This is a genomic window from Streptococcus parasuis, from assembly GCF_021654455.1.
In the GTDB taxonomy this organism is placed as follows: domain Bacteria; phylum Bacillota; class Bacilli; order Lactobacillales; family Streptococcaceae; genus Streptococcus; species Streptococcus parasuis.
On record NZ_AP024276.1, the window covers coordinates 1,842,499 to 1,861,412 of the forward strand.

Here is an 18,914-nt window from a genome sequence, read left to right on the forward strand (position 1 = left end):
GAGAGTTCCTCTTTCTTTTTTAATTTGTAAATTGAATATTTACTGGACTATTTACAGTCATTGTTTGACCAGTGGGGATTAGATGACCTGTTAATTCGTCTACTTTGAATGGAACAACAAGATTTGATCGTTGGTTAACGACGTAAAGCAAGTCACCAGATTTATCAAAGTTTATGGCACGTGGAATCGCTCCACCTGATGGGACAATTTCTATGAGTTGAATCATACCAGTATCAGCATCAATTTTGAAACTAGCGATTGAATCATCACCTCGGTTGGAAACGTAGAGATATTTACCAGACTTATGTACTCTAAGATCAGCTGTTTGATTGTGTGAAAAGATATCTGTTGGATCATCCCTGTCTTCGTAGTCAGGTCCGACAGTTGTCTGACCGCCAATATAGGTAATATTACCCGTTTGGTCATCAAATCCAAATGCATGAACCGTATGATCTTGCTCACCGTTACAGTAAAAGACTGGAAGACTTGGGTGGAACGCGATATGGCGCGGACATAAACCCTCGAGTGTCTTAAAGTTATTGACTGAAATTAATTTTCCATTCTCATAATCAACTTCAAATACTCGTATTAAGTCAGTCCCCTTGTCTCCAACTAAAAGATATTTCTCTGTCGGATCAAGCCAGACACTATGTGGATGTGATGTCCACTGAAAAAGTGGCATAATACTAGATCCTGTCAAAGTTTGCACATCACATGCTTTCCCAACTGAACCATCTGCTTGAATCGGAAACATTACGACGCTCCCCTCATCAAAATAACGTTTTGCTGAAAAGGTGCCGTCTGCTTCTTTGACAGCAACTGTAACCACCTCTTCGTGATTGCCGTGATTTGCTGTAAAGACATACTTTCTTTGGCTGTCCCCAGTGATATAGCATGGGTAGGCACCCGCTGAAGATACTTCATTGAGGAAGATAACTTCTCCTGTTTCCTTATTTAATTTGTAGGCTGCGATACCACCACCATTTCCATGGATGCCACCTAAATCTTTCCGCTCATCAGTAGCGTAAATATAATCACCATTTCCAGGTACTGTCAAACTACCAATGTTTATTTCCGGAGTGGATTTGCCGACCAATTCCATCCTTCCATCATTTTGGATACGATAGACTTTAAGTCCACCATCTCCAGCTTCAGGATTATTGACTCCTTGAATATCGGCACCCCAAGCTCCTACTAAAGCTAACTCTTGTGCCATATGATTACTCTCCAATCAAGCGTTTAAGCATTTCTTGATGTTTACGAACTTGATCAATCTCGCTAATCAGATCTTCTACACCACGGTCTTGGAAGCGACGTTGTCCCTCATATTCTGAATTAATATAACCTTCCCAACCATGTTCTTTCAAATAGTTGATTGGTCCTTCGTAATCAATTGCAATATCTTGATATTGACCAGGTTTGCCAGGAATTTCTGACATGTTATAGAATTTACCATGAATACTTACAATATACGGTAGAATGCGTCCAAGATCTTCTGGCTTAGTTCGAGAAAGAAGGAGCGCTTGACCCATTACTTCGAAATCAATTTCTGAGTAATCTGGTACATTATCGCGTACCAATTTTTCCATTTTATCAAAGGCTGGAATCAAATCAGCTGGAGCTTCTCCATGTTTGATATAACGATGGAAGAGTGACTCGACGTTTCCTGCAGAGTATAGTGATAAATCAATATCATTGAGTTCATTTGATCGTCCCTCATAGTTATCCATACAGAGTTGCACAACCAAATCACAAGTTTCACGTTTTGCACCTTGTCGAACATACCAATCAAGTGTGACTTCGGATGGACGGAAGGCAAAGATACCCCAGTCTGGAACAAGACCTAAATGTTTTGTTCCTGTTTTTTCACAATAGTCAACAATTTCATTGACATATTGTCCATTGATCGGAATTGGTGCATGAATCTCTTTTGCCAATCGAATATCTAATTCTTCTGCGACCGGTAATGCCTCAATCAGGATTTCAAATGGTGTTGTGGCAAGGGTACGAACATTCTTGAATCCAAGCTTCTTAGCCAATCGAATATCATTTTTCAGACGTTCTGCTGATTCTGAATAGCTCATAACATGATCCCTAAATTGAAGAACATCATGGAAAACATCCATCGTAACTGGCTTTGTATCGTATTTCTTCATCCAAGCAAACCAATTATCAAAGAACTCTTGTGGTGGATTTGGATATTGACGAATCGCCATTTCATCCAATAACTCAATACCATCAGCACCAAAAAGGTTTTCACCAACTTCACGAATTTGACCTTCAAGATCCAATTCTTTAAAGAATTGTGTTTGTTGATAGCTATAAAGCGATACCCCACGTTTGATTTTACCTTGTGGTTTTCTATCCTGTAATTCTAAATCATAAGATACGATATTTTTTGTCTTGTCAGATCCTGCACCCGTTCCTGGGACTGGAGGATTTTTTACCCACTCTTCATCAGTTGGCAGATATCCATATGCTGCAAGGACTGATTGTTGAAATTCAATGGTATGAATTCCAGGTTCAAGTCCACCTGGTTTTGCGATATGAATAACACCTTCATCATCATAGTCCCAATGTTCCCAAACACAAGTTTTTATTTCTTCGAAAGTTCGTGGTTCTTTCCCATTTACTTCAAAAGTTTGTACATCACGAGGATATTCAATACCATCTACCTTAATATAATAACCATTATGAAGTGAAAGAAATACTCCACGGTAATTAGCATTGCGAGCAGCAAATTGAAAACCAATTACGTTACCGTCTTTATCGTAATCATTTTTCAAACTATTTTTTCTGATGAGGAAATTATCAAACATTTCCTTACCTCCTTTTGTGTTGTTCTTTTTTACACACTTATTATCCCGTATTATAGGGAGCTTATCCTTCCTATTCTTAAGGAAAAAATAGAGTATTATTTGGCAAAAAAATCTTTATTTTATTTTTTATTCATTTTTGTGCAAGATTTAATAGCGAAATCTTGTCATTGGTTATTAAGTATATTAAAAGCTGAGATCATATCTTCTCAGCTTTTTGAATATTATTTTCGAATCACAAGTGATGCTGCCCCTAAGACACCTGCATCATTTCCTAAAGTTGCTAACTTAATTTTTGTAGTTTCCTTCATGCTAGGAAAAGCGGTTACCTTGAAATACGTTTCTACTTGACTACGAAGAAATTCTCCTGCCGCAGACACACCGCCTCCTAAAATGATACTTGATGGATTCAAAATGTTAGCAATATTTCCTGCTGCTGTTCCAAGATAATCACAAACTTGATTAACAACTCGTTTACCAAAAGGATCCCCTGCTTCAGCAGTCTGAAAAATATCTTTACTTGTTACTGCTAGGCCTTCATCAATATCTCTTTTCAATTGTGAATTACCAGCAAAACTCTCCGACATCTGACGAGCCAGTTTCACAATACCTGTTGCAGATGCGACAGTTTCTAGACACCCCTTATTTCCACAAGTACAAGTAAATCCATCTTTATCTACTCCGATATGCCCGATTTCTCCCGCGCTACCAAGCAGACCATGGAGTAATTGACCATTTGCTACAATACCTCCACCAACACCAGTCCCAAGCGTAATAAAAACAACGTCCGGTTCATTATTTCCTGCTCCACGCCACTGCTCCCCAAGTGCAGCAACGTTCGCATCGTTATCCAAGTACAACTCTAGTCCAAATGCTTTATTAATTTGATCTCGGACAGGTTGTTGTTTTTTCCAATTGAGATTAAATGCACCACTGACGGTCCCATTTTTTCTATCAACAGTACCTGGAGTTCCCATTCCTATGCCGACAAAGTCTTCAGTTGTAAGACCATATAACTCTAAACGATGCTGTATCGAACTAATAATATCTGGTACAATTCGACTCCCCTCCTCGGAAATATCTGTTGCAATACTCCACTGTTGAAGAATTTCACCTTCCAGACTAACGATAGCCATTTTAACTGTCGTTCCACCTAAATCAATACCAATGACTTTTTGGCTCATTGAATCCTCCCATCAAATAACAAAATTACGTAGGTATTTTGTGCTCAATGTAATAGACTTCTTAACATCATCGTAACTCTTCTCAAAAGCCTTGTCTTCTACCTCGATACAAGAAAATCCATCATAGCCAATATCAGTTAATGCAGAGACATATTTTCCCCAGTCCACATCTCCAAGTCCTGGTAATTTTGGACTCATGTATTGAAGTGGCGTTGCCATAATACCTACATCCTTAAGTTTATCTTTGTAAAGCTTGATGTCTTTATAATGAACATGGAAGATTTTATCTTTAAATTCATATAGCGGTGCAATGTAATCAATCTGTTGCCATACAAAGTGTGATGGATCATAGTTGAGACCGAGATTGTCAAATGGAAGGGCTTCAAATACTCGACGCCAGATAGCTGGTGTTGTCATCATGTTTTGTCCCCCTGGCCACTCATCTTCCGTGAAGAGCATTGGGCAATTCTCAATAGCGATTTTAACTCCCTTATCCTGTGCATATTCCAAGATTGGTGTCCAAACTTTCACCGCTTCTTCGATGTTTGCAGAAACAGTTTTACTTGGCATACGTCCAATGAAGGTTGTCACCATGTTGACTTCAAGGAGAGCTGATGCATCAATTACTTTATATAAATGGTCAATCACTTCCTTGCGTTTTTCCAAATCTTCATCTAATGGATTTGGATAGTAGGCAAGAGATGAAATTTCAATCCCTTTACCAGCGGCATAATCTGTCAGCTCATCAGCTTCCTCAGCTGTTAGGTTAGCTACATCGATGTGAGAGACACCAGCATAGCGTCGAGCTGCTTTCCCTTGTGGCCAGCAAGCTACTTCCACACATTCTAATCCATTTTCAGCAGAAACATCAATCAATTCTTTAAAATCTGATTGGTCCAAAATCGCTGATACAAGTCCTAGTTTCATAATAGTATCCTTCTTTCTTTTTAAATGAAATTTATATTAGTTCCAATTTTTGTAAAGCTACGGCAATACCATCTTGGTCATTACTGGCTGTTACCATATCCGCAACAGCTTGAACTTCTTCTGAGGCATTTCCCATAGCCACTCCTATGCCAGCTGCTGCTAGAATTTCTTTATCATTCATTCCATCACCAAAAGCAATGATATTATTTTGTGAAATTCCTAGTTTCTCAGCTAATTCCAACACCGTTACAGCTTTTGACATATCTTTATCAATTATATCCACACAATCATCGAGCCATCGGACAAAACGTAGTTGAGGGAAATTTTCTTCAAACGTACCATCTCGATCGGACTGATAAAAGCCTAAGCCTTGGTAAACATCAACTTTTTCAATAAAATCAATCTGGAAATCCAAATCCTCTTTTCCTAAACCATGCATGACTTTTTCAAACGTTTCCGCATGATTGTCTGTCACACGGGCCATCTGATCTATACCGGTTACAGCCAAATCCATCCCAGAAACTTCCATAAAAAACTGTAAATCTTTCATTAGTTTTCTATCCAATCCCTTGTTGATAAGTCTTTCATTTTCATGAAAAGCAACAGCACCATTACAGAGAACGTAAGTGGATAGTCTTAGTTGATCAATAATATCTTGGACCAAAAACCGACTACGTCCTGTTGCAATGGTCACTATATGCCCATCTGCCTGTAGTTTTTGAATCGCTTTAATCGAGGTTGGCAGGATTTGGTTGCGAGAGTTTAGTAGAGTACCATCAATGTCAAATGCAATCAATTTTTGGTTCATAATCCCTTCCTCCTAATCGTCGTAGACGCTATCATCAAAGCCAAGCATCCATGTAGCTACAAATGTCACTACAATGACCACAATAATAGTGATAATAGCTGAGATAAAGTTACCTGAAGTTCCATCTGGATTCATAAAGATTGGCAAAGTGAAAAATGATGGCGGCGCAAATGAGAAAATCTTAATTTGGAAGATAATACAACAAATCGCATTCGCTATACAGCCAATAAACGTAGCATAAAGTGGCCGTTTCATTTTTACTGAAATACCATATAGAGTTGGTTCCGTCACACCTCCAAAGAATGCGGTGAGTCCACAGCTAATCGCCAAATTCTTAAGTGTTTTATTTTTTGTTTTAAAAAATGTAGCCATTGCAACTGCAAATTGTGAAAAGTTCATACCGATAAACGCTACTAACATCATATTTTCATAACCCAAAGTCTCAAGATTTGTCAAAATAATAATAGGGGTCAGAGCAATATGCATCCCTGTCATAACCATAAAGGGAGCAATGCAACAAAGAATTAGTATCGCTAGCCATTCAGCATGCCCTCTCAATAAATTTATTATCCATCCTAATCCTTCTCCCATCATGTAACCAGCAGGACCAGTTATAAGAAGTGTTAGTGGAATCATAATCATAATGATGAGTAAAGGCTTAACAACGTAGCGTAAGGATTTAGGTAAATATCTATTAATAAATTTTTCAACTAGTGATAAAATCCAAACACTTAGAATAATTGGTAGTAAACTAGAACTGTAATCAATAGCAACCACAGGTAGATTAAATAAAGAAACTTTTCCACCTTGTGTCACGATATTAGCTAATGTAGGGTGTAACAATATACCAGCAATAAAGAGGGAATAAATAATATCTGTTCCGAAACGTTTTGCACAAGAATAAGCTAGAAAGAATGGTAGAAAGTAAAAAACTACATTTGCAGCATATTCAAATATCACATATGTTGAATTTTGATTATCAATACCCATTCTTGTAAATAATATTAGTGCTGCTGATAACAAACCACTTCCCATAATTAATGGTACTACCGGACTAATGACATCTGATAATATATTTAATATTTGGCTAATAACATTGCCTTTAGGCTGACTTCCTCTTTTTTCTTTGTCTATATTTTTAAAATGATATAACTTTTGTATGGTATCATACACGTCATTTACAGAATTTCCGATTACGAGTTGTAGCCCCCCCATAGCTTCGACAACTCCCAGAACACCTTTTATATGATCTAGGGCTACACGGTCTATTTTTTTTATATCAACGAATGTGACACGTAAACGAGTGGCACAATGACCAATAGTTCGAATATTATCAGCACCACCAAGCGCTGAAATAATTTCTCTTTCTAGTTGATTTTCTCCTTTTTGCACCTCAATCTTATCGGAGATTTTATCCTCAGCCTTTCTCTCAAGCCTTAGAACGAGTTGCCCAGCAACTACATTTTCACCTAAATTGTGTACTTCTATTTTTTCATAATCTGGAGTATTCAAAATAACAACAGGAATAACGGTGTCAAAACCCGCATTTTCTAAAGCTGGTTTATCAAAAACCATCAGTAAATCGCCTTTTTTGACAATGTCACCCTCTTTAACCTGTTCGGTATAGTGTTCCCCCTGTAGCTGAACGGTATCGAGTCCTATATGAATAAGGACTTCACAGCCATTTTCACTTAAAAGTGAAATAGCATGCTTGGTTGGAAAAATATTGACAATTTTTCCATTAAATGGTGCATAAACTCTCCCCACAGAAGGTTCGACCGCCACCCCTGATCCCATCATTTCCTGAGAAAAGAGAGCGTCTTTAACATCCTTCAACGGTATTATCTTCCCACTTGCGACACTAACTAATTCTTCGAATTCCTTAACGTCCATTGAATTTCTCCTTGCATTTGATAAGTTCATTATCTCCTAAAATAGCATTAGTATCATTAGATTCTTAGCACAAAGACTGTCGTTTTTTTAACATTTTTATTGTATAGGTTGCTAAATCAATAAAAAAATAGCAATATTCAATAGTTAATTCTTGTTATGTATGAAATGCTAATCAAGAAATTTCTTTTTAATTCTTCACATATGTTTCTAGCAATGATATGATGTCAATCACATTTTCACTTATTAATAATATAAAGAAATTTACTGAAATCGACAGCAAATTTGACATATTCACAACTGATTTTTGAAATAAAGTTAAAAATAAAAAAGTGGTTATCGACCTGATTGTTGATATCCACTTTTCTATATCCTACTGTATTCTACTGCGTTCTACTGCGTTCTACTGCGTTCTACTGCGTTCTCAGTATAAAGTATAATCTATTTTGAAGCAAGATTGTAGTATTGATTTTTGTCATTTTTACTATTGCCATACCATTTCAAGACTCCTTGATCTTTCAATTTTTGCAATACTTTTCCTATATGACGTCTGCTTCTACCAGTCAATTCAACAGCTTTTGCGGTTGTCATTTTATTACCTGAGTTATACATATAGTGGACAATCAGTTGCTCATCTGCTGTTAATTCACCAAAATCAGAGAACTGCTTTTCTAGACTGTCTCGTGTACGTAGATGACGACTAACAATATTATTTTCAAGTGTCAGGACAACCTTATTCCCTGGTTCTGAGTATTTAGGTTCATGGAGAAAGGCAGATTCCATCTCCGAGTAGATACGTTTCACCCCTTCATTCATCTCACGAACCCAACCAAACTCTGTCAAAGTTCTAGCAATGCGAGGGTTTCTCGAAAATCGTTCATGCTTGATGTTTTCATAGGTCCCCATTTTCATCACGTATATCTTCATCAGGAACATCAATTTCAAAAAAATAGTTGGTAACATCATAAAACACTAAGGTTCCAGTTCGATTCGTTAATTGGCTAACTTCTTGATGTAAGTGCTGTTGAATTTCTGATTGAAAGGTATTTAAGAAATCAAGTGACCGATAGACTGAATTATATGGAACATTCCAATCTCCGAATAGGGAAGCTTGGTGATAGAAAGTTTTATATTTACTTCCCGGATTAAGAATTCGTTGAAAAATTAGAAGTTTTATGGCTGTTGGTGCAATCGCCTACCGTAATCTTAAAAAATAATGGTGTGAATTTGGTGTGAAAAGCGGTGTGAACTTTGCTAAAAAATATCAAAAAAACACCCCATGGTGTGAACCATGAAGTGTTGTAATACTGTATTGTAGCTGGTTCTTAACGTTTAGAGAACTGGCTAGCCTTACGTGCTTTCTTAAGACCTGGTTTTAAAAACTTTTGTTGGAATTAATTTCAAAAGCTTTTAATATCAACGTTTTCACGGGTTTTCAAACCTCAAAATTTCATCCAATTTCAACTAATTTCATCAAAATAAGGTAAATTTTCAAGTAAAATAAGCAAAATCGAACCAGAAAATACAAAAGTTTACCTTATTCTTGATTCTAGAAAATGAGAACAGCTAGAAGTATTCACTTTTAATTTTCATACATACCATGTATAATATAGTTGCAAAATTGGGAGGCGTAGCTAATGAATTTTCGACTGAATATCAGTACTAAGCAAGTTTTTAAAGGGGAACTTAATAAAGAAACCAGCATTCTCAAAGCTGAGCCAACTTTTGACTTTGACATAGAGTTAAAAAGTGCTATGAATCAATACGATGAATTATTAAAAGAATTGGCAGATAGATAAAATGTTCCCACTAAACGCATTTGACATATTCACAGCCGATTCTTGAAATAGAGTCAATAGTGAAAAAAAGTGGTTATCAACCTGTTTGTTGATAGCCACTTTTCAATATTTACTAAGTTCTGTTCCACAGTATACGACTACTTATCTTCTGAATGTATTAAAACATATAGAATTGTATCTTGATACTTTAATGAGTTTCAATCATTCGATCTGTTAACCGTTATTTTTTGGATCTAAACTTAATAACATAGCATTAATGGCGACGATGACTGTTGACACAGACATTAGGATTCCTCCTAATGCAGGGCTTAATGTGATACCAATAGGAGCCAAAATTCCTGCAGCTAGAGGGATAGCTATAAAGTTATAACCAGCTCCCCAAAATAGGTTTTGTTTCATTTTACGAGTTGTTTTGTGTGCTAATTCAATGAATGATTCAATATCTCCTGGATCGGATTGAGTCAATATGACATCAGCTGAATCCAATGCAACTTGAGTTCCAGCACCTACAGCTATACCAACATCTGCTAAGGCAAGAGAAGGAGCATCATTTACACCATCACCTACCATGATAACTTTCTTTCCTTCATCTTTAAGTGTTTTAACTAACTCATATTTGTCTTGTGGAGATTGATTTGATCTATATTCAATACCTAAATCTTCTGCCGCACTTTGAGCCGCTTTTTCATTATCACCTGTTGCCATAATTGGTTGAATATTGTTCTTTATAAGAGCTTTAATTAACTCTTTACTCGTTGGTTTTAATTCGTCCCCTAAAGCTACAGCACCAATGGCGTCATCGTTTTCTACTAAGACACTAAGAGTTGCTCCTTTTGGAATATCCATATCAAGATTACGTCCATAGGCTTTTTGACTGATTAATTGGTAACGGTGCCCACCTGCTTTACCCTCTACTCCAGCACCTGAAATCACATCAATTGAATCAAAAGATGCTGGACGTATATCTTGCTGCTTAGCGAAACTTATAATTGATTGAGCAATCGGGTGGCTAGAGCCTCCTTCAATACCTGCCAGTAAGGCAATGATTTCCTCTTTATTATATTTGTTATTAAAAAGTTTAACGTCTAATACTTTAAACTCACCAGTTGTTAAAGTACCTGTTTTATCTAAAATCATCACATCTGCATCTGGAGCTATTTCTAAGGCTTGGCGGTCTTTCACTAGTAACCCACGACTGGCTCCTAAGCTTGTGCTACGGGCGGTGACCAATGGAATAGCCAGACCTAATGCGTGTGGACAAGCTATAACTAATGTCGTGATAGTAAAGATAACTGCTGTTGGGATATCTCCAATAACCATCCACACTACAAAAGCTATTAGTGCGACAATGATCGCAATATAGAAGAGCCATCCTGCAACCTTTTGAGCAATATTTTCTGCTCTGGAAGGCTGACTTTGAGCTTGGCTGATTAAATTCTGAACTTGAGAGATGAAGGATTGATCACCTGTCTCATTCACTTTAATATAAAGAACCCCTTCTCCATTTGTTGAGCCTCCGATTACTTCATCGCCAGGACCTTTTTTAACTGCTTTTGATTCTCCAGTCAAAAGAGCTTCATTTACACGTGATTCGCCACGCTCGATAGTTCCGTCTGCTGGCACATTTTCTCCGGCTTGAACACGAATTAAATCACCTACCTGTAAGTCAGCAACTGGACGTATTTCAATTGAATCATCTTCTAACACAACGTGAGCATCTTTTGGTACCAACTTAGCCAATGCTGCTTGTGCGTCTCCTGCTTCTCCAATAGCTTTCATCTCAATCCAGTGACCTAATAACATGATTAATAATAATGAAGCAAATTCAAAGAAAAAGTCCATCACGTGTCCACCCGTTACGTAGGTAATGATAACAGCATAAATACTGTATAAATATGAAACACTTATACCTAAAGAAACTAGAGCCATCATTCCAGGTTCTTTTTGTTTAAATTCGTCAACTGCGCCTTGATAGAATGGACGTCCACCATAAATAATTAATATAGTAGATAAAATAGCTACTACAATATCAGAATATGGAAAAGTAAACTGGAATGGTAGGTCAAACCCAGCCATAGGGGATAAGAGCATAATAATGATTCCTAGTGGCAATGATTTTAAGAAAAGTTCCTTAAAGTTACCGTGATGATGGTGTTCATGCCCTCCGTGATGCCCACTGTGGTCATGCCCACTGTGCCCGCTGTGATCATGCTCAGCATGATGTTCTTGATGTTGATTCTTATGGTCTCCATGTTCTTCCGTGCTTACGTGCTCATGTTTTGAATGATCCATGTCGCCATGATTATGGTGACAGTGGGATAAATGTTTGTTGTTATTGTTCATTTTAAATTCCTCCTTATTCTTAATGATGATGTAAATGACACTCGCATTGTCTTTCTGGACAATTGCAATCCACTTCTTCTACTGCGAAAGATTTTTTTATCTCTAATATTTTTTCTAGTCGATCTATATCATCGAAGCTTAAGACATGATCTTCAATATTATTTATTATTCTACTTTAATTTGTCCCATCATACCTGCTTCTTCATGTTCAAGAATGTGACAGTGGTACATATAAGTACCCTTCTTATTAAACTTAACTATAAGTCTTACTTTTTCGTTAGGCTCAATATATACAGTATCTTTCCATCCGCTCTCCTCTGGAGAAGGCGCATTACCGTTTCTTGATAGAATTTGAACCTGTGTGCCATGAATATGGAATGGGTGTCCCATTTCATGCATCATAGATCCTGGGTTTGTAATTTCCCAAATCTCTGTATCTCCAAGCCTCACTGTTTCATCAATTCTATTCATATCAAACTTTTTACCGTTTATTGATACCATGTGACCCATACCTTGAAGCTCAAAACTTCTTATCTTAGTAGCTTGTGTTTCTGACATTCTTTCTATATTCGTTAAAGTGCTAGGTACTTCAGTATCATCTTTCCCATCGCCTTTAACATTAAAGGTCATAATGGCTTCCTTATTACTCATAAGTGATAGCTGCGTTCCCTTTTCATACTTTGAAAAGTCCACTATTATCTCTGCTCTTTCCCCAGGTGATAACATAATATTTCTCTGGCTAACCGGTTTTTCTAAAAATCCACCATCAGATGCTATTTGATAGAATCCATCTCTATTATCTAACTTCAAATTAAAGTTACTTGCATTAGCACCATTAACTATTCTAAATCTCATCTTGACTCTATTAACCTCTAAATTAGGTTTAATAGCTCCGTTAACTATGATAGTATCCCCTGTTGCTCCATCCATCATATTTGTATTATAAATAAAACTGCCGTCCTTGCCAAAGCTTCTATCTTGAATTACTAAAGGTATATCATTTACTCCATATTCCTTAGGAATATTTAAGCTTTTTGATACTTCATCATCCACATAGAATAGTCCTGCTAAACCTTTATAAACTTGGGTAGCAGTATTTCCTCCAAAGTGCGGATGATACCACAATGTTGCAGCCTGTTGATTTACTGTAAAACTAGGCTCCCAAGTTGTTCCTGGTTCAATTCCTTGATGAGGGCCCCCATCCTTTTCTCCTTCTACCTCTAGTCCATGCCAGTGAACTGTAGTTGCTTCTTTTAGCTTGTTATTTACGTGCACATTTACTTGCTCACCTTTACTTACTCTGATGACAGGGCCTAAGAAACTTCCGTTGTAACCCATAGTTCGTGTCTTGGTATTTGGTAAAAATGAAGTTTCTCTTTCTTGAGGTTCTAAAGTAAAATCCGCAATATTAGGATCTGGATTTTTATCCTCTAATAGTGGTGGTATAGGAAGTGTACTTTTTGTTTTACTTGTTTGAATATCTATATTAACTGCACTCTGGTTTATTTTAAAATAACTAATCATTGGTTCTAAAAGTGTAATATATCCAACTGCAGTTAATACGACTGTAAGTCCAATACCTAATAACATATGTTTATTCTTACTCATTTTTATTCCTCCTTATGTTAATGATGATGTAAATGACACTCGCATTGTCCTTCTGGACAATTGCAAGCCACTTCTTCTACTGCGAAAGATTTTTTTATCTCTAATATTTTCTCTAGTCGATCTATATCATCGAAGCTTAAGACATGATTTTCAATGATGCTTCCTATTACATTTCCAACTTTCTTATTGCAAATACGGTTAAAAATATCTTCTGCATAATCCCTTACGGCTTCTTTCTCTACAATATTGGCAGTGTAAATAAACTTTCTACCTTCTTGCTCTGTATTTAGTACGCCTTTTTCAACTAATCGACCTAAGATCGTTTTGATAGTGGATTCTGTCCAGTCCATTTTTTCTTTCAATACAGAGATGACTGTTTTACTAGTTACTCGATCATTTGCCCAAACTACACGCATTACTTCCCATTCAGCATCTGTGATAGAAGTATTAAGTTCTATTGTGCTCATTTTCCTTTCCTCTTTGTCGTTTACAAATGTAAACGAATGTGTTCAAAACAAGTCTACTATTGTAAACGAAATTTGTCAAGTCTTTTTATTAAATTCTCACTTTTTGGGGTCAGTCCCTTAAAACTGAAAGTTTTAAAATGAAATTAGCCATCTACCTATACTGTGAGATGAAGGCTACGACTCATTCTGATAAGTCATCGATTTCATTTGATGACAGGTTTGGAGCTGTTAGGCAAATTTGCCAAGGCTAATCATAGCCTTGCTTTAGCCCAAAAAAGACATCCAAGAGATTTCTCTTGAATGTCTGTAAACGCTGATATAATCGTAGGTCGCTTTGCTTTAAATTATACTTTTTTCTTAAACATTTGATACGAGTAGGTATTTCTTGTGAGTAATTTTCATCAAAAATTTCATATATAATCTCCCTATAATCATGGAAAAGTAGTAAAAATAGTTGTTATCCTAGTTGATTAAAAAAATCTCTGATTTCCTCATCTTTTATAAAATAATATATAATTTTCCCCTCTCTTCTAGTGTCCAAGATGTTTTGATTGGCTAGTTTACGAAGATGGTGGGAGGCAGATGCCATACTGAGATTTAATAAACAGGCTATATCGCAGACACAGAGTTCTTCGACGGCAAGGAGATAAAAGATGATATTTATCTGTTTATTATCGGTAAATTTTGATAAAATGCGAAGTGATTTTTGGACTTTTTCCTTTTCAAGGTAGTTCGTTGCGGTTGTAACATTTTGTTGATTTATAACATCCACTTGACAGATACTATCTTTTTTCATAATTTTTTTCTCCTAGCCTAACACAGCCCATAGCATGTCAAAGCTGTTGTTTTCAATCAGGATATACATCCCCAATCCTAAATAGACAACGGCAATAAACCATCTGCTATATTTTTCCAAAGTTTCTCCAACAGAAGGGACTTGTGACAATTTTTGGGCAGAGAAAACCAAGAGAAAAATCATGACTAAAAAGGTAAGTAAAGCCACTATCAAATTTGCTAAATTTAAGGTAGTAAAATATGGGACAAAGACACCAATATTGTCAGCGCCACAACTTGCAAAAGTAATCATAGCGACTAGAAAAATCAGGTTTTTATTGTCTTTTCGCAAACCATCTTTTGCAATAGCTTCTCCATCAGAATCTCCTAAAAGCAAAACTTTGAGGCCTAGGAAAATTGGAATCAAACCGAGCAAACCTAAAATCTCTTTACTAGGAATATAATCTAAGACAAATGCAAAAAGCAAACTTAGCAATATTAGACTAACAGAGCCTAGAAATTGTCCTAAATAGATGTTAATGATGTCTTTTCTGCTTTTTCTTTTGGCAAAAAATAACATTAGGATAATAAGTAAGTCTACGGCTGTCCCAGAATACAGGATTATTGAAGTAACAACATTTTGAATCATAAAATACCTCATTCAAATATATTTTTGAATGTATTTTAACATTAAACTTTGTAGATGTCAAAGAGGTCATACTGAATAATTATTTTTTGTTCTTCATCTACTACGACTGTTGGGTAATCAATTAGCACCATATGGTTACAGTTATGGCAGGTAAATTTAAAGAAATCCCAGTCCAAAATAGCAGAAACAATCTCAGGGGGCTTCACCGCATAAACCCTATCAAATCTTTCAAAAGTACTTTGTTTTCCGCAATTAGTGCAGTTTGTTTTTATTAAAAAAATTGTTGTCATTCTACTTTTCCTCTTCATCATTATTAAGTAAGCAACTTGCTCTCACTTATTATATTCACAATGCAAAATAAATTTTGGAATTTTTTTCAAAAAAAGTTAAATTGTATCAATTTCAGAACTCACACTTCAATCGCCCATTCTGGAGATATTAAAGGTGGGTACGTTTCTATTCCCACAAACTCCTTGTCAATGGAAACAAACACGTACCCACAGGGTAAATGGAAATAGAAACTGAAATTTTCTAGCTATTACTTCTACTCATTCCAAAAATTTTCTCACTCTGATACTTCCCCACCATAAAGCAAAAAGCCTTGGTTTCAAGGCTTTTCAGTATCCCTTTCGTTCCAATGTTTCTAGGCTTTTACGAGCAGAGCAACACACTCGACGTGTGCTGAGAGCTTTCTTCTATACTAATAGACGAAAGTGAGTAAAAGTGATTTTAGAATTATACTGTGGAACGAAACAGTAGTCCTAGTATTGACTATCTTTCTAAAATCTCTTCAATAAGCGATTCTCCCCCTCTAGCTAATAATTCCTGAATTTTATCCTATGTATGAAATCAATTAACTTCATAGGTCACATGCCTTAGCATATCTGCTGCAATCTCATTTATTGGGTAAGGATAGTTCCCCTTCAATATCTGATAAGAGAGATTTGCAAATACATCCGCATCTTCAAAATCTTTTAGAAAAACTCCTATAGCTTGAATGGACCGATTGAATCAACTTTTTACCCTGTTCCTCATCAATTTGCATAAAGCGCAACAACGCTCTTACAAGAACACTACCTTTAAAGATACATTTTTTACACAAGTTCGCACCTGTCATTTCATAGATATAGCTCTCAACATCAGAATCAAAATCCCTGCTTTCGATCTTATCCCAAATCATTGTCTCAAAGTTTTCAGCTGTTCTAATATGGAACCACCTATTTAGGTAATTTAACATATCAATTGCATCGTCATATCTATAGTCCGGATTAAGATTTGGAGCTTTTTCACTTACTGGACGCAAGAAGTACGAAAAGTCTTCTGGATTTCTCGTCATTACAAAGTTAATAATACATCCTAATGGAAAAACATCACTTCGTTTATCAGCATCTTTCAATAAAGTTAGTTGCTCGGGAGCACAATAGAAAAGTTCCCCAAAGGACGCAGTACCCATAGTTTGGTGGGAAGTTAGAGTATTTAGGTTCTTTCCTAATCCAAAATCAGCTAGTTTTATGATATTATCCACAAAGAAAATATTTGTCGGGCTTAAATCTCGGTGTAGGACACCTCTTTGGTGAACGAGGGAGATTGTATGCACAATTTGTCGAATAATGTTTATTTTAGACTTATCACTTAAAGAACTCGCTTTTACAAAATTCTCTAATGTACTATCAGCTCTCTCCATAGTATACGAACAGCTATCTAGGTCAAAATCATATACACGAATAATACCATTGTTCTTTTTAGAAAGTTGATAGACTTTGGATAATCTACTCAAAACATTATTCATGAAAATCATAACTTCTCGCTTATTCCAAAGTTTAGGTAAAGTTTCCTAACCATCATCTTTATAGTTAATAATCACATATATTATTATTGACTATGATAATGTTGATGTGGCTGTGTTCTATCTTCGATATGACAATGACTATCTATGCATGCTTCACCTACACGCTCCAGTTCGATGTTCACATGTTTGATACCTTGTAATTTTAAATTTTCTCGAATGACTTTTTTTATATCACTTTTATCTTTATTTAGCACGATATGCATCATTGCAAGAGCATTAACACCATCAAGTGTCCATACATGTAAATGGTGGATACTTTCAACCCCATCAATCGCTAACACATTTGAGATAATCGCATCAACAGGCATATTAGTTGGCGTTTTTTCCAACAAAACATCAATAATCTGCTTACCATTTTTTAAAGCATTAGACAATACAAACGCCGATACAGCAACTGACATTAAGGGATCAATAATAGTCATATTGGTAAATTTCATTATAATTGCCCCTAATAGAACGACTAGCCATCCCAATACATCTTCAAGCATATGTAAATTTACTGCTTTTTGATTAAGTGACTCGCCTGACCTTGTAAAATAAGTAGCGCCTGCATTCACTGCTACACCAACGATGGCAAAAATAATCATACCGTCATAATGTACATCCACAGGTGTCGCGATTCGCATGACACCGTTATATAAGGTGATTATTGAACCTACGACCAATACTGTTGTTGTCACCAAACTTCCTAATACAGAATATCTACTATATCCAAATGTATAAGCAATATCTGGTTTTTGCTTACTTTTCTTTTCTAATAAATAAGAGATCGCAATACTGATGGCATCACCTAAATCGTGTATGGCATCTGATATAATTGCTATACTCCCTGTCAATAGTCCGCCAAGTATTTCAAAAATTGTAAATGATAAATTTAATAGTAAAGCTATCAAAATATTTCTTTCAGTTTTCATTAAGTACAACTCCCTTCAAAAATGAGCTAGAAATTAGATAAACATTTTGGTATACTTGTAATATAAACTATACCTTTACGGTAATGTCAAGAGGAATTTCATGAAATCTTTTTTAACAATCGGTCAACTTAGTAAACTATCGAATATACACATTAAGGCTCTACGTTACTATGAATCCATTAATATTTTAGAACCAACATACATCGATCCAAATAACTCATATAGGTACTATTCTCATGCTACCGTCCTATATGTAAAAACTATTAAAATATGCGCTGACTACGGGATTCCACTAAAGACATTTCGTCATTTTATCAACGAAAAAAATGAAATACTAATGGATGAAATACTGCAGTTAGCACAAAAAATTATAGAAGAAAAAGAACAGACTCTAAAAAAAGATAAAGCCCATATAGAAGATTTTAAATTGCAAATTAAACTATCAAAGCAGTTAGATCAAACATCTCACTATCATATGGAAACTAATGATGAGGATTATCTATTAATTCCTTTCGAAGGGGAGATGCTATCTGATGATTATTATGTTAAGATAAATGATATACTTACTGCGTTATCGTTGTCGTCAGCAGCTTTCAATCAAAGAGTTGGATGCTATTTTAAAAGGAGTAAAGATTCTTGGATACAGTATTTAGCTTGCAAAATAAAGCATTTTTCTAATCATAAACTAGAAAATACACTCTGCCTAAAGGGGGCTCATGTACACGGAGAGCACATCACAAAGGAAAATATCATTCAAAGGATTAATGAGCTAAATACCGATCAAGATATTCAAGAAATACTAATCTTAGAAACTATCGAAAGTCCTTATAAGTTTACTAACCCTCACTTAGAATTAAGATATTTTTTATGAAACGATTACACCTCT

16 protein-coding genes and 2 pseudogenes are annotated in these 18,914 nt (G+C 35.9%); 2 read left to right on the plus strand and 16 right to left on the minus strand.

Translation table 11 applies throughout. The features are described 5' to 3' along the window. Positions 1-19: 19 nt before the first annotated feature. The 7 genes and pseudogenes from L6410_RS09235 to L6410_RS09265 form a co-directional block, all read right to left on the minus strand. Entirely contained in the window at positions 20-1,216 is a 1,197-nt protein-coding gene (locus L6410_RS09235; RefSeq protein WP_237395380.1) for a lactonase family protein, read from the minus strand. Positions 1,217-1,220: 4 nt separating this feature from the next. Further along, complete coding sequence (locus L6410_RS09240; protein ID WP_237395381.1) at positions 1,221-2,819, minus strand: C-glycoside deglycosidase beta subunit domain-containing protein; 1,599 nt, start codon at positions 2,817-2,819, stop codon at positions 1,221-1,223. A gap of 221 nt (positions 2,820-3,040) precedes the next feature. Further along, on the minus strand, positions 3,041-4,000 hold the full coding sequence (locus L6410_RS09245; RefSeq protein ID WP_237395382.1) for an ROK family glucokinase: 960 nt from the start codon (positions 3,998-4,000) through the stop codon (positions 3,041-3,043). A 12-nt stretch (positions 4,001-4,012) separates the two neighbouring features. Continuing rightward, the gene (locus tag L6410_RS09250; protein WP_237395383.1) at positions 4,013-4,927 is read right to left on the minus strand and encodes a sugar phosphate isomerase/epimerase family protein; all 915 of its coding nucleotides are present in this window, start codon (positions 4,925-4,927) and stop codon (positions 4,013-4,015) included. A 31-nt stretch (positions 4,928-4,958) separates the two neighbouring features. Next, complete coding sequence (locus tag L6410_RS09255) at positions 4,959-5,735, minus strand: HAD family hydrolase (RefSeq protein ID WP_237395384.1); 777 nt, start codon at positions 5,733-5,735, stop codon at positions 4,959-4,961. Between the two features lie 12 nt (positions 5,736-5,747). Continuing rightward, the gene (locus L6410_RS09260) at positions 5,748-7,628 is read right to left on the minus strand and encodes a PTS sugar transporter subunit IIABC (protein WP_237395385.1); all 1,881 of its coding nucleotides are present in this window, start codon (positions 7,626-7,628) and stop codon (positions 5,748-5,750) included. A 438-nt stretch (positions 7,629-8,066) separates the two neighbouring features. Continuing rightward, positions 8,067-8,525, minus strand: a pseudogene (locus L6410_RS09265) (ATP-binding protein); the annotation flags it as partial. Between the two features lie 737 nt (positions 8,526-9,262). On the opposite strand from L6410_RS09265, the gene L6410_RS09270 reads away from it, so the two are divergent. Next, positions 9,263-9,424, plus strand: coding sequence for a hypothetical protein (locus L6410_RS09270; protein WP_162841060.1), 162 nt, complete (start codon positions 9,263-9,265; stop codon positions 9,422-9,424). A 213-nt stretch (positions 9,425-9,637) separates the two neighbouring features. Here L6410_RS09270 and L6410_RS09275 read toward each other — a convergent pair whose 3' ends face one another. The 9 genes and pseudogenes from L6410_RS09275 to L6410_RS09315 all read right to left on the minus strand — a co-directional run bounded on the left by L6410_RS09275 (position 9,638) and on the right by L6410_RS09315 (position 18,028). Beyond that, positions 9,638-11,767, minus strand: a complete 2,130-nt coding sequence (locus tag L6410_RS09275) for a heavy metal translocating P-type ATPase (protein WP_237395386.1) — start codon at positions 11,765-11,767, stop codon at positions 9,638-9,640. Positions 11,768-11,786: 19 nt separating this feature from the next. Continuing rightward, a pseudogene (locus tag L6410_RS11030) lies at positions 11,787-11,924 on the minus strand (CopY/TcrY family copper transport repressor); the annotation flags it as partial. Positions 11,925-11,932: 8 nt separating this feature from the next. Then, positions 11,933-13,375, minus strand: a complete 1,443-nt coding sequence (locus L6410_RS11035) for a multicopper oxidase family protein (protein WP_272877325.1) — start codon at positions 13,373-13,375, stop codon at positions 11,933-11,935. A 17-nt stretch (positions 13,376-13,392) separates the two neighbouring features. Further along, positions 13,393-13,842, minus strand: a complete 450-nt coding sequence (locus L6410_RS09290; protein WP_018381135.1) for a CopY/TcrY family copper transport repressor — start codon at positions 13,840-13,842, stop codon at positions 13,393-13,395. A 457-nt stretch (positions 13,843-14,299) separates the two neighbouring features. Further along, the gene (gene cadX / locus L6410_RS09295; RefSeq protein WP_000711078.1) at positions 14,300-14,638 is read right to left on the minus strand and encodes a Cd(II)/Zn(II)-sensing metalloregulatory transcriptional regulator CadX; all 339 of its coding nucleotides are present in this window, start codon (positions 14,636-14,638) and stop codon (positions 14,300-14,302) included. A 12-nt stretch (positions 14,639-14,650) separates the two neighbouring features. After that, the gene (locus L6410_RS09300; protein WP_237395387.1) at positions 14,651-15,265 is read right to left on the minus strand and encodes a CadD family cadmium resistance transporter; all 615 of its coding nucleotides are present in this window, start codon (positions 15,263-15,265) and stop codon (positions 14,651-14,653) included. Positions 15,266-15,306: 41 nt separating this feature from the next. After that, entirely contained in the window at positions 15,307-15,555 is a 249-nt protein-coding gene (locus L6410_RS09305) for a CpXC domain-containing protein (protein WP_236659596.1), read from the minus strand. A 674-nt stretch (positions 15,556-16,229) separates the two neighbouring features. After that, positions 16,230-17,054, minus strand: coding sequence for a protein kinase domain-containing protein (locus L6410_RS09310; protein WP_237395388.1), 825 nt, complete (start codon positions 17,052-17,054; stop codon positions 16,230-16,232). An 83-nt stretch (positions 17,055-17,137) separates the two neighbouring features. Further along, entirely contained in the window at positions 17,138-18,028 is an 891-nt protein-coding gene (locus L6410_RS09315; RefSeq protein WP_024383347.1) for a cation diffusion facilitator family transporter, read from the minus strand. 100 nt (positions 18,029-18,128) lie between these two features. Here L6410_RS09315 and L6410_RS09320 point away from each other — a divergent pair, with 100 nt between their 5' ends. Next, entirely contained in the window at positions 18,129-18,899 is a 771-nt protein-coding gene (locus tag L6410_RS09320; RefSeq protein ID WP_018368558.1) for a MerR family transcriptional regulator, read from the plus strand. Positions 18,900-18,914: the final 15 nt, after the last annotated feature.

Coding starts and splice junctions, on each gene's coding strand:
- L6410_RS09305 (WP_236659596.1), bottom strand. CDS start 15,555: ATGACAACAATTTTTTTAATAAAAACAAACTGCACTAATTGCGGAAAA.
- L6410_RS09300 (WP_237395387.1), bottom strand. CDS start 15,265: ATGATTCAAAATGTTGTTACTTCAATAATCCTGTATTCTGGGACAGCC.
- L6410_RS09275 (WP_237395386.1), bottom strand. CDS start 11,767: ATGAACAATAACAACAAACATTTATCCCACTGTCACCATAATCATGGC.
- cadX (WP_000711078.1), bottom strand. CDS start 14,638: ATGAAAAAAGATAGTATCTGTCAAGTGGATGTTATAAATCAACAAAAT.
- L6410_RS09250 (WP_237395383.1), bottom strand. CDS start 4,927: ATGAAACTAGGACTTGTATCAGCGATTTTGGACCAATCAGATTTTAAA.
- L6410_RS09255 (WP_237395384.1), bottom strand. CDS start 5,735: ATGAACCAAAAATTGATTGCATTTGACATTGATGGTACTCTACTAAAC.
- L6410_RS11035 (WP_272877325.1), bottom strand. CDS start 13,375: ATGAGTAAGAATAAACATATGTTATTAGGTATTGGACTTACAGTCGTA.
- L6410_RS09245 (WP_237395382.1), bottom strand. CDS start 4,000: ATGAGCCAAAAAGTCATTGGTATTGATTTAGGTGGAACGACAGTTAAA.
- L6410_RS09290 (WP_018381135.1), bottom strand. CDS start 13,842: ATGAGCACAATAGAACTTAATACTTCTATCACAGATGCTGAATGGGAA.
- L6410_RS09235 (WP_237395380.1), bottom strand. CDS start 1,216: ATGGCACAAGAGTTAGCTTTAGTAGGAGCTTGGGGTGCCGATATTCAA.
- L6410_RS09320 (WP_018368558.1), top strand. CDS start 18,129: ATGAAATCTTTTTTAACAATCGGTCAACTTAGTAAACTATCGAATATA.
- L6410_RS09260 (WP_237395385.1), bottom strand. CDS start 7,628: ATGGACGTTAAGGAATTCGAAGAATTAGTTAGTGTCGCAAGTGGGAAG.
- L6410_RS09315 (WP_024383347.1), bottom strand. CDS start 18,028: ATGAAAACTGAAAGAAATATTTTGATAGCTTTACTATTAAATTTATCA.
- L6410_RS09310 (WP_237395388.1), bottom strand. CDS start 17,054: ATGAATAATGTTTTGAGTAGATTATCCAAAGTCTATCAACTTTCTAAA.
- L6410_RS09270 (WP_162841060.1), top strand. CDS start 9,263: ATGAATTTTCGACTGAATATCAGTACTAAGCAAGTTTTTAAAGGGGAA.
- L6410_RS09240 (WP_237395381.1), bottom strand. CDS start 2,819: ATGTTTGATAATTTCCTCATCAGAAAAAATAGTTTGAAAAATGATTAC.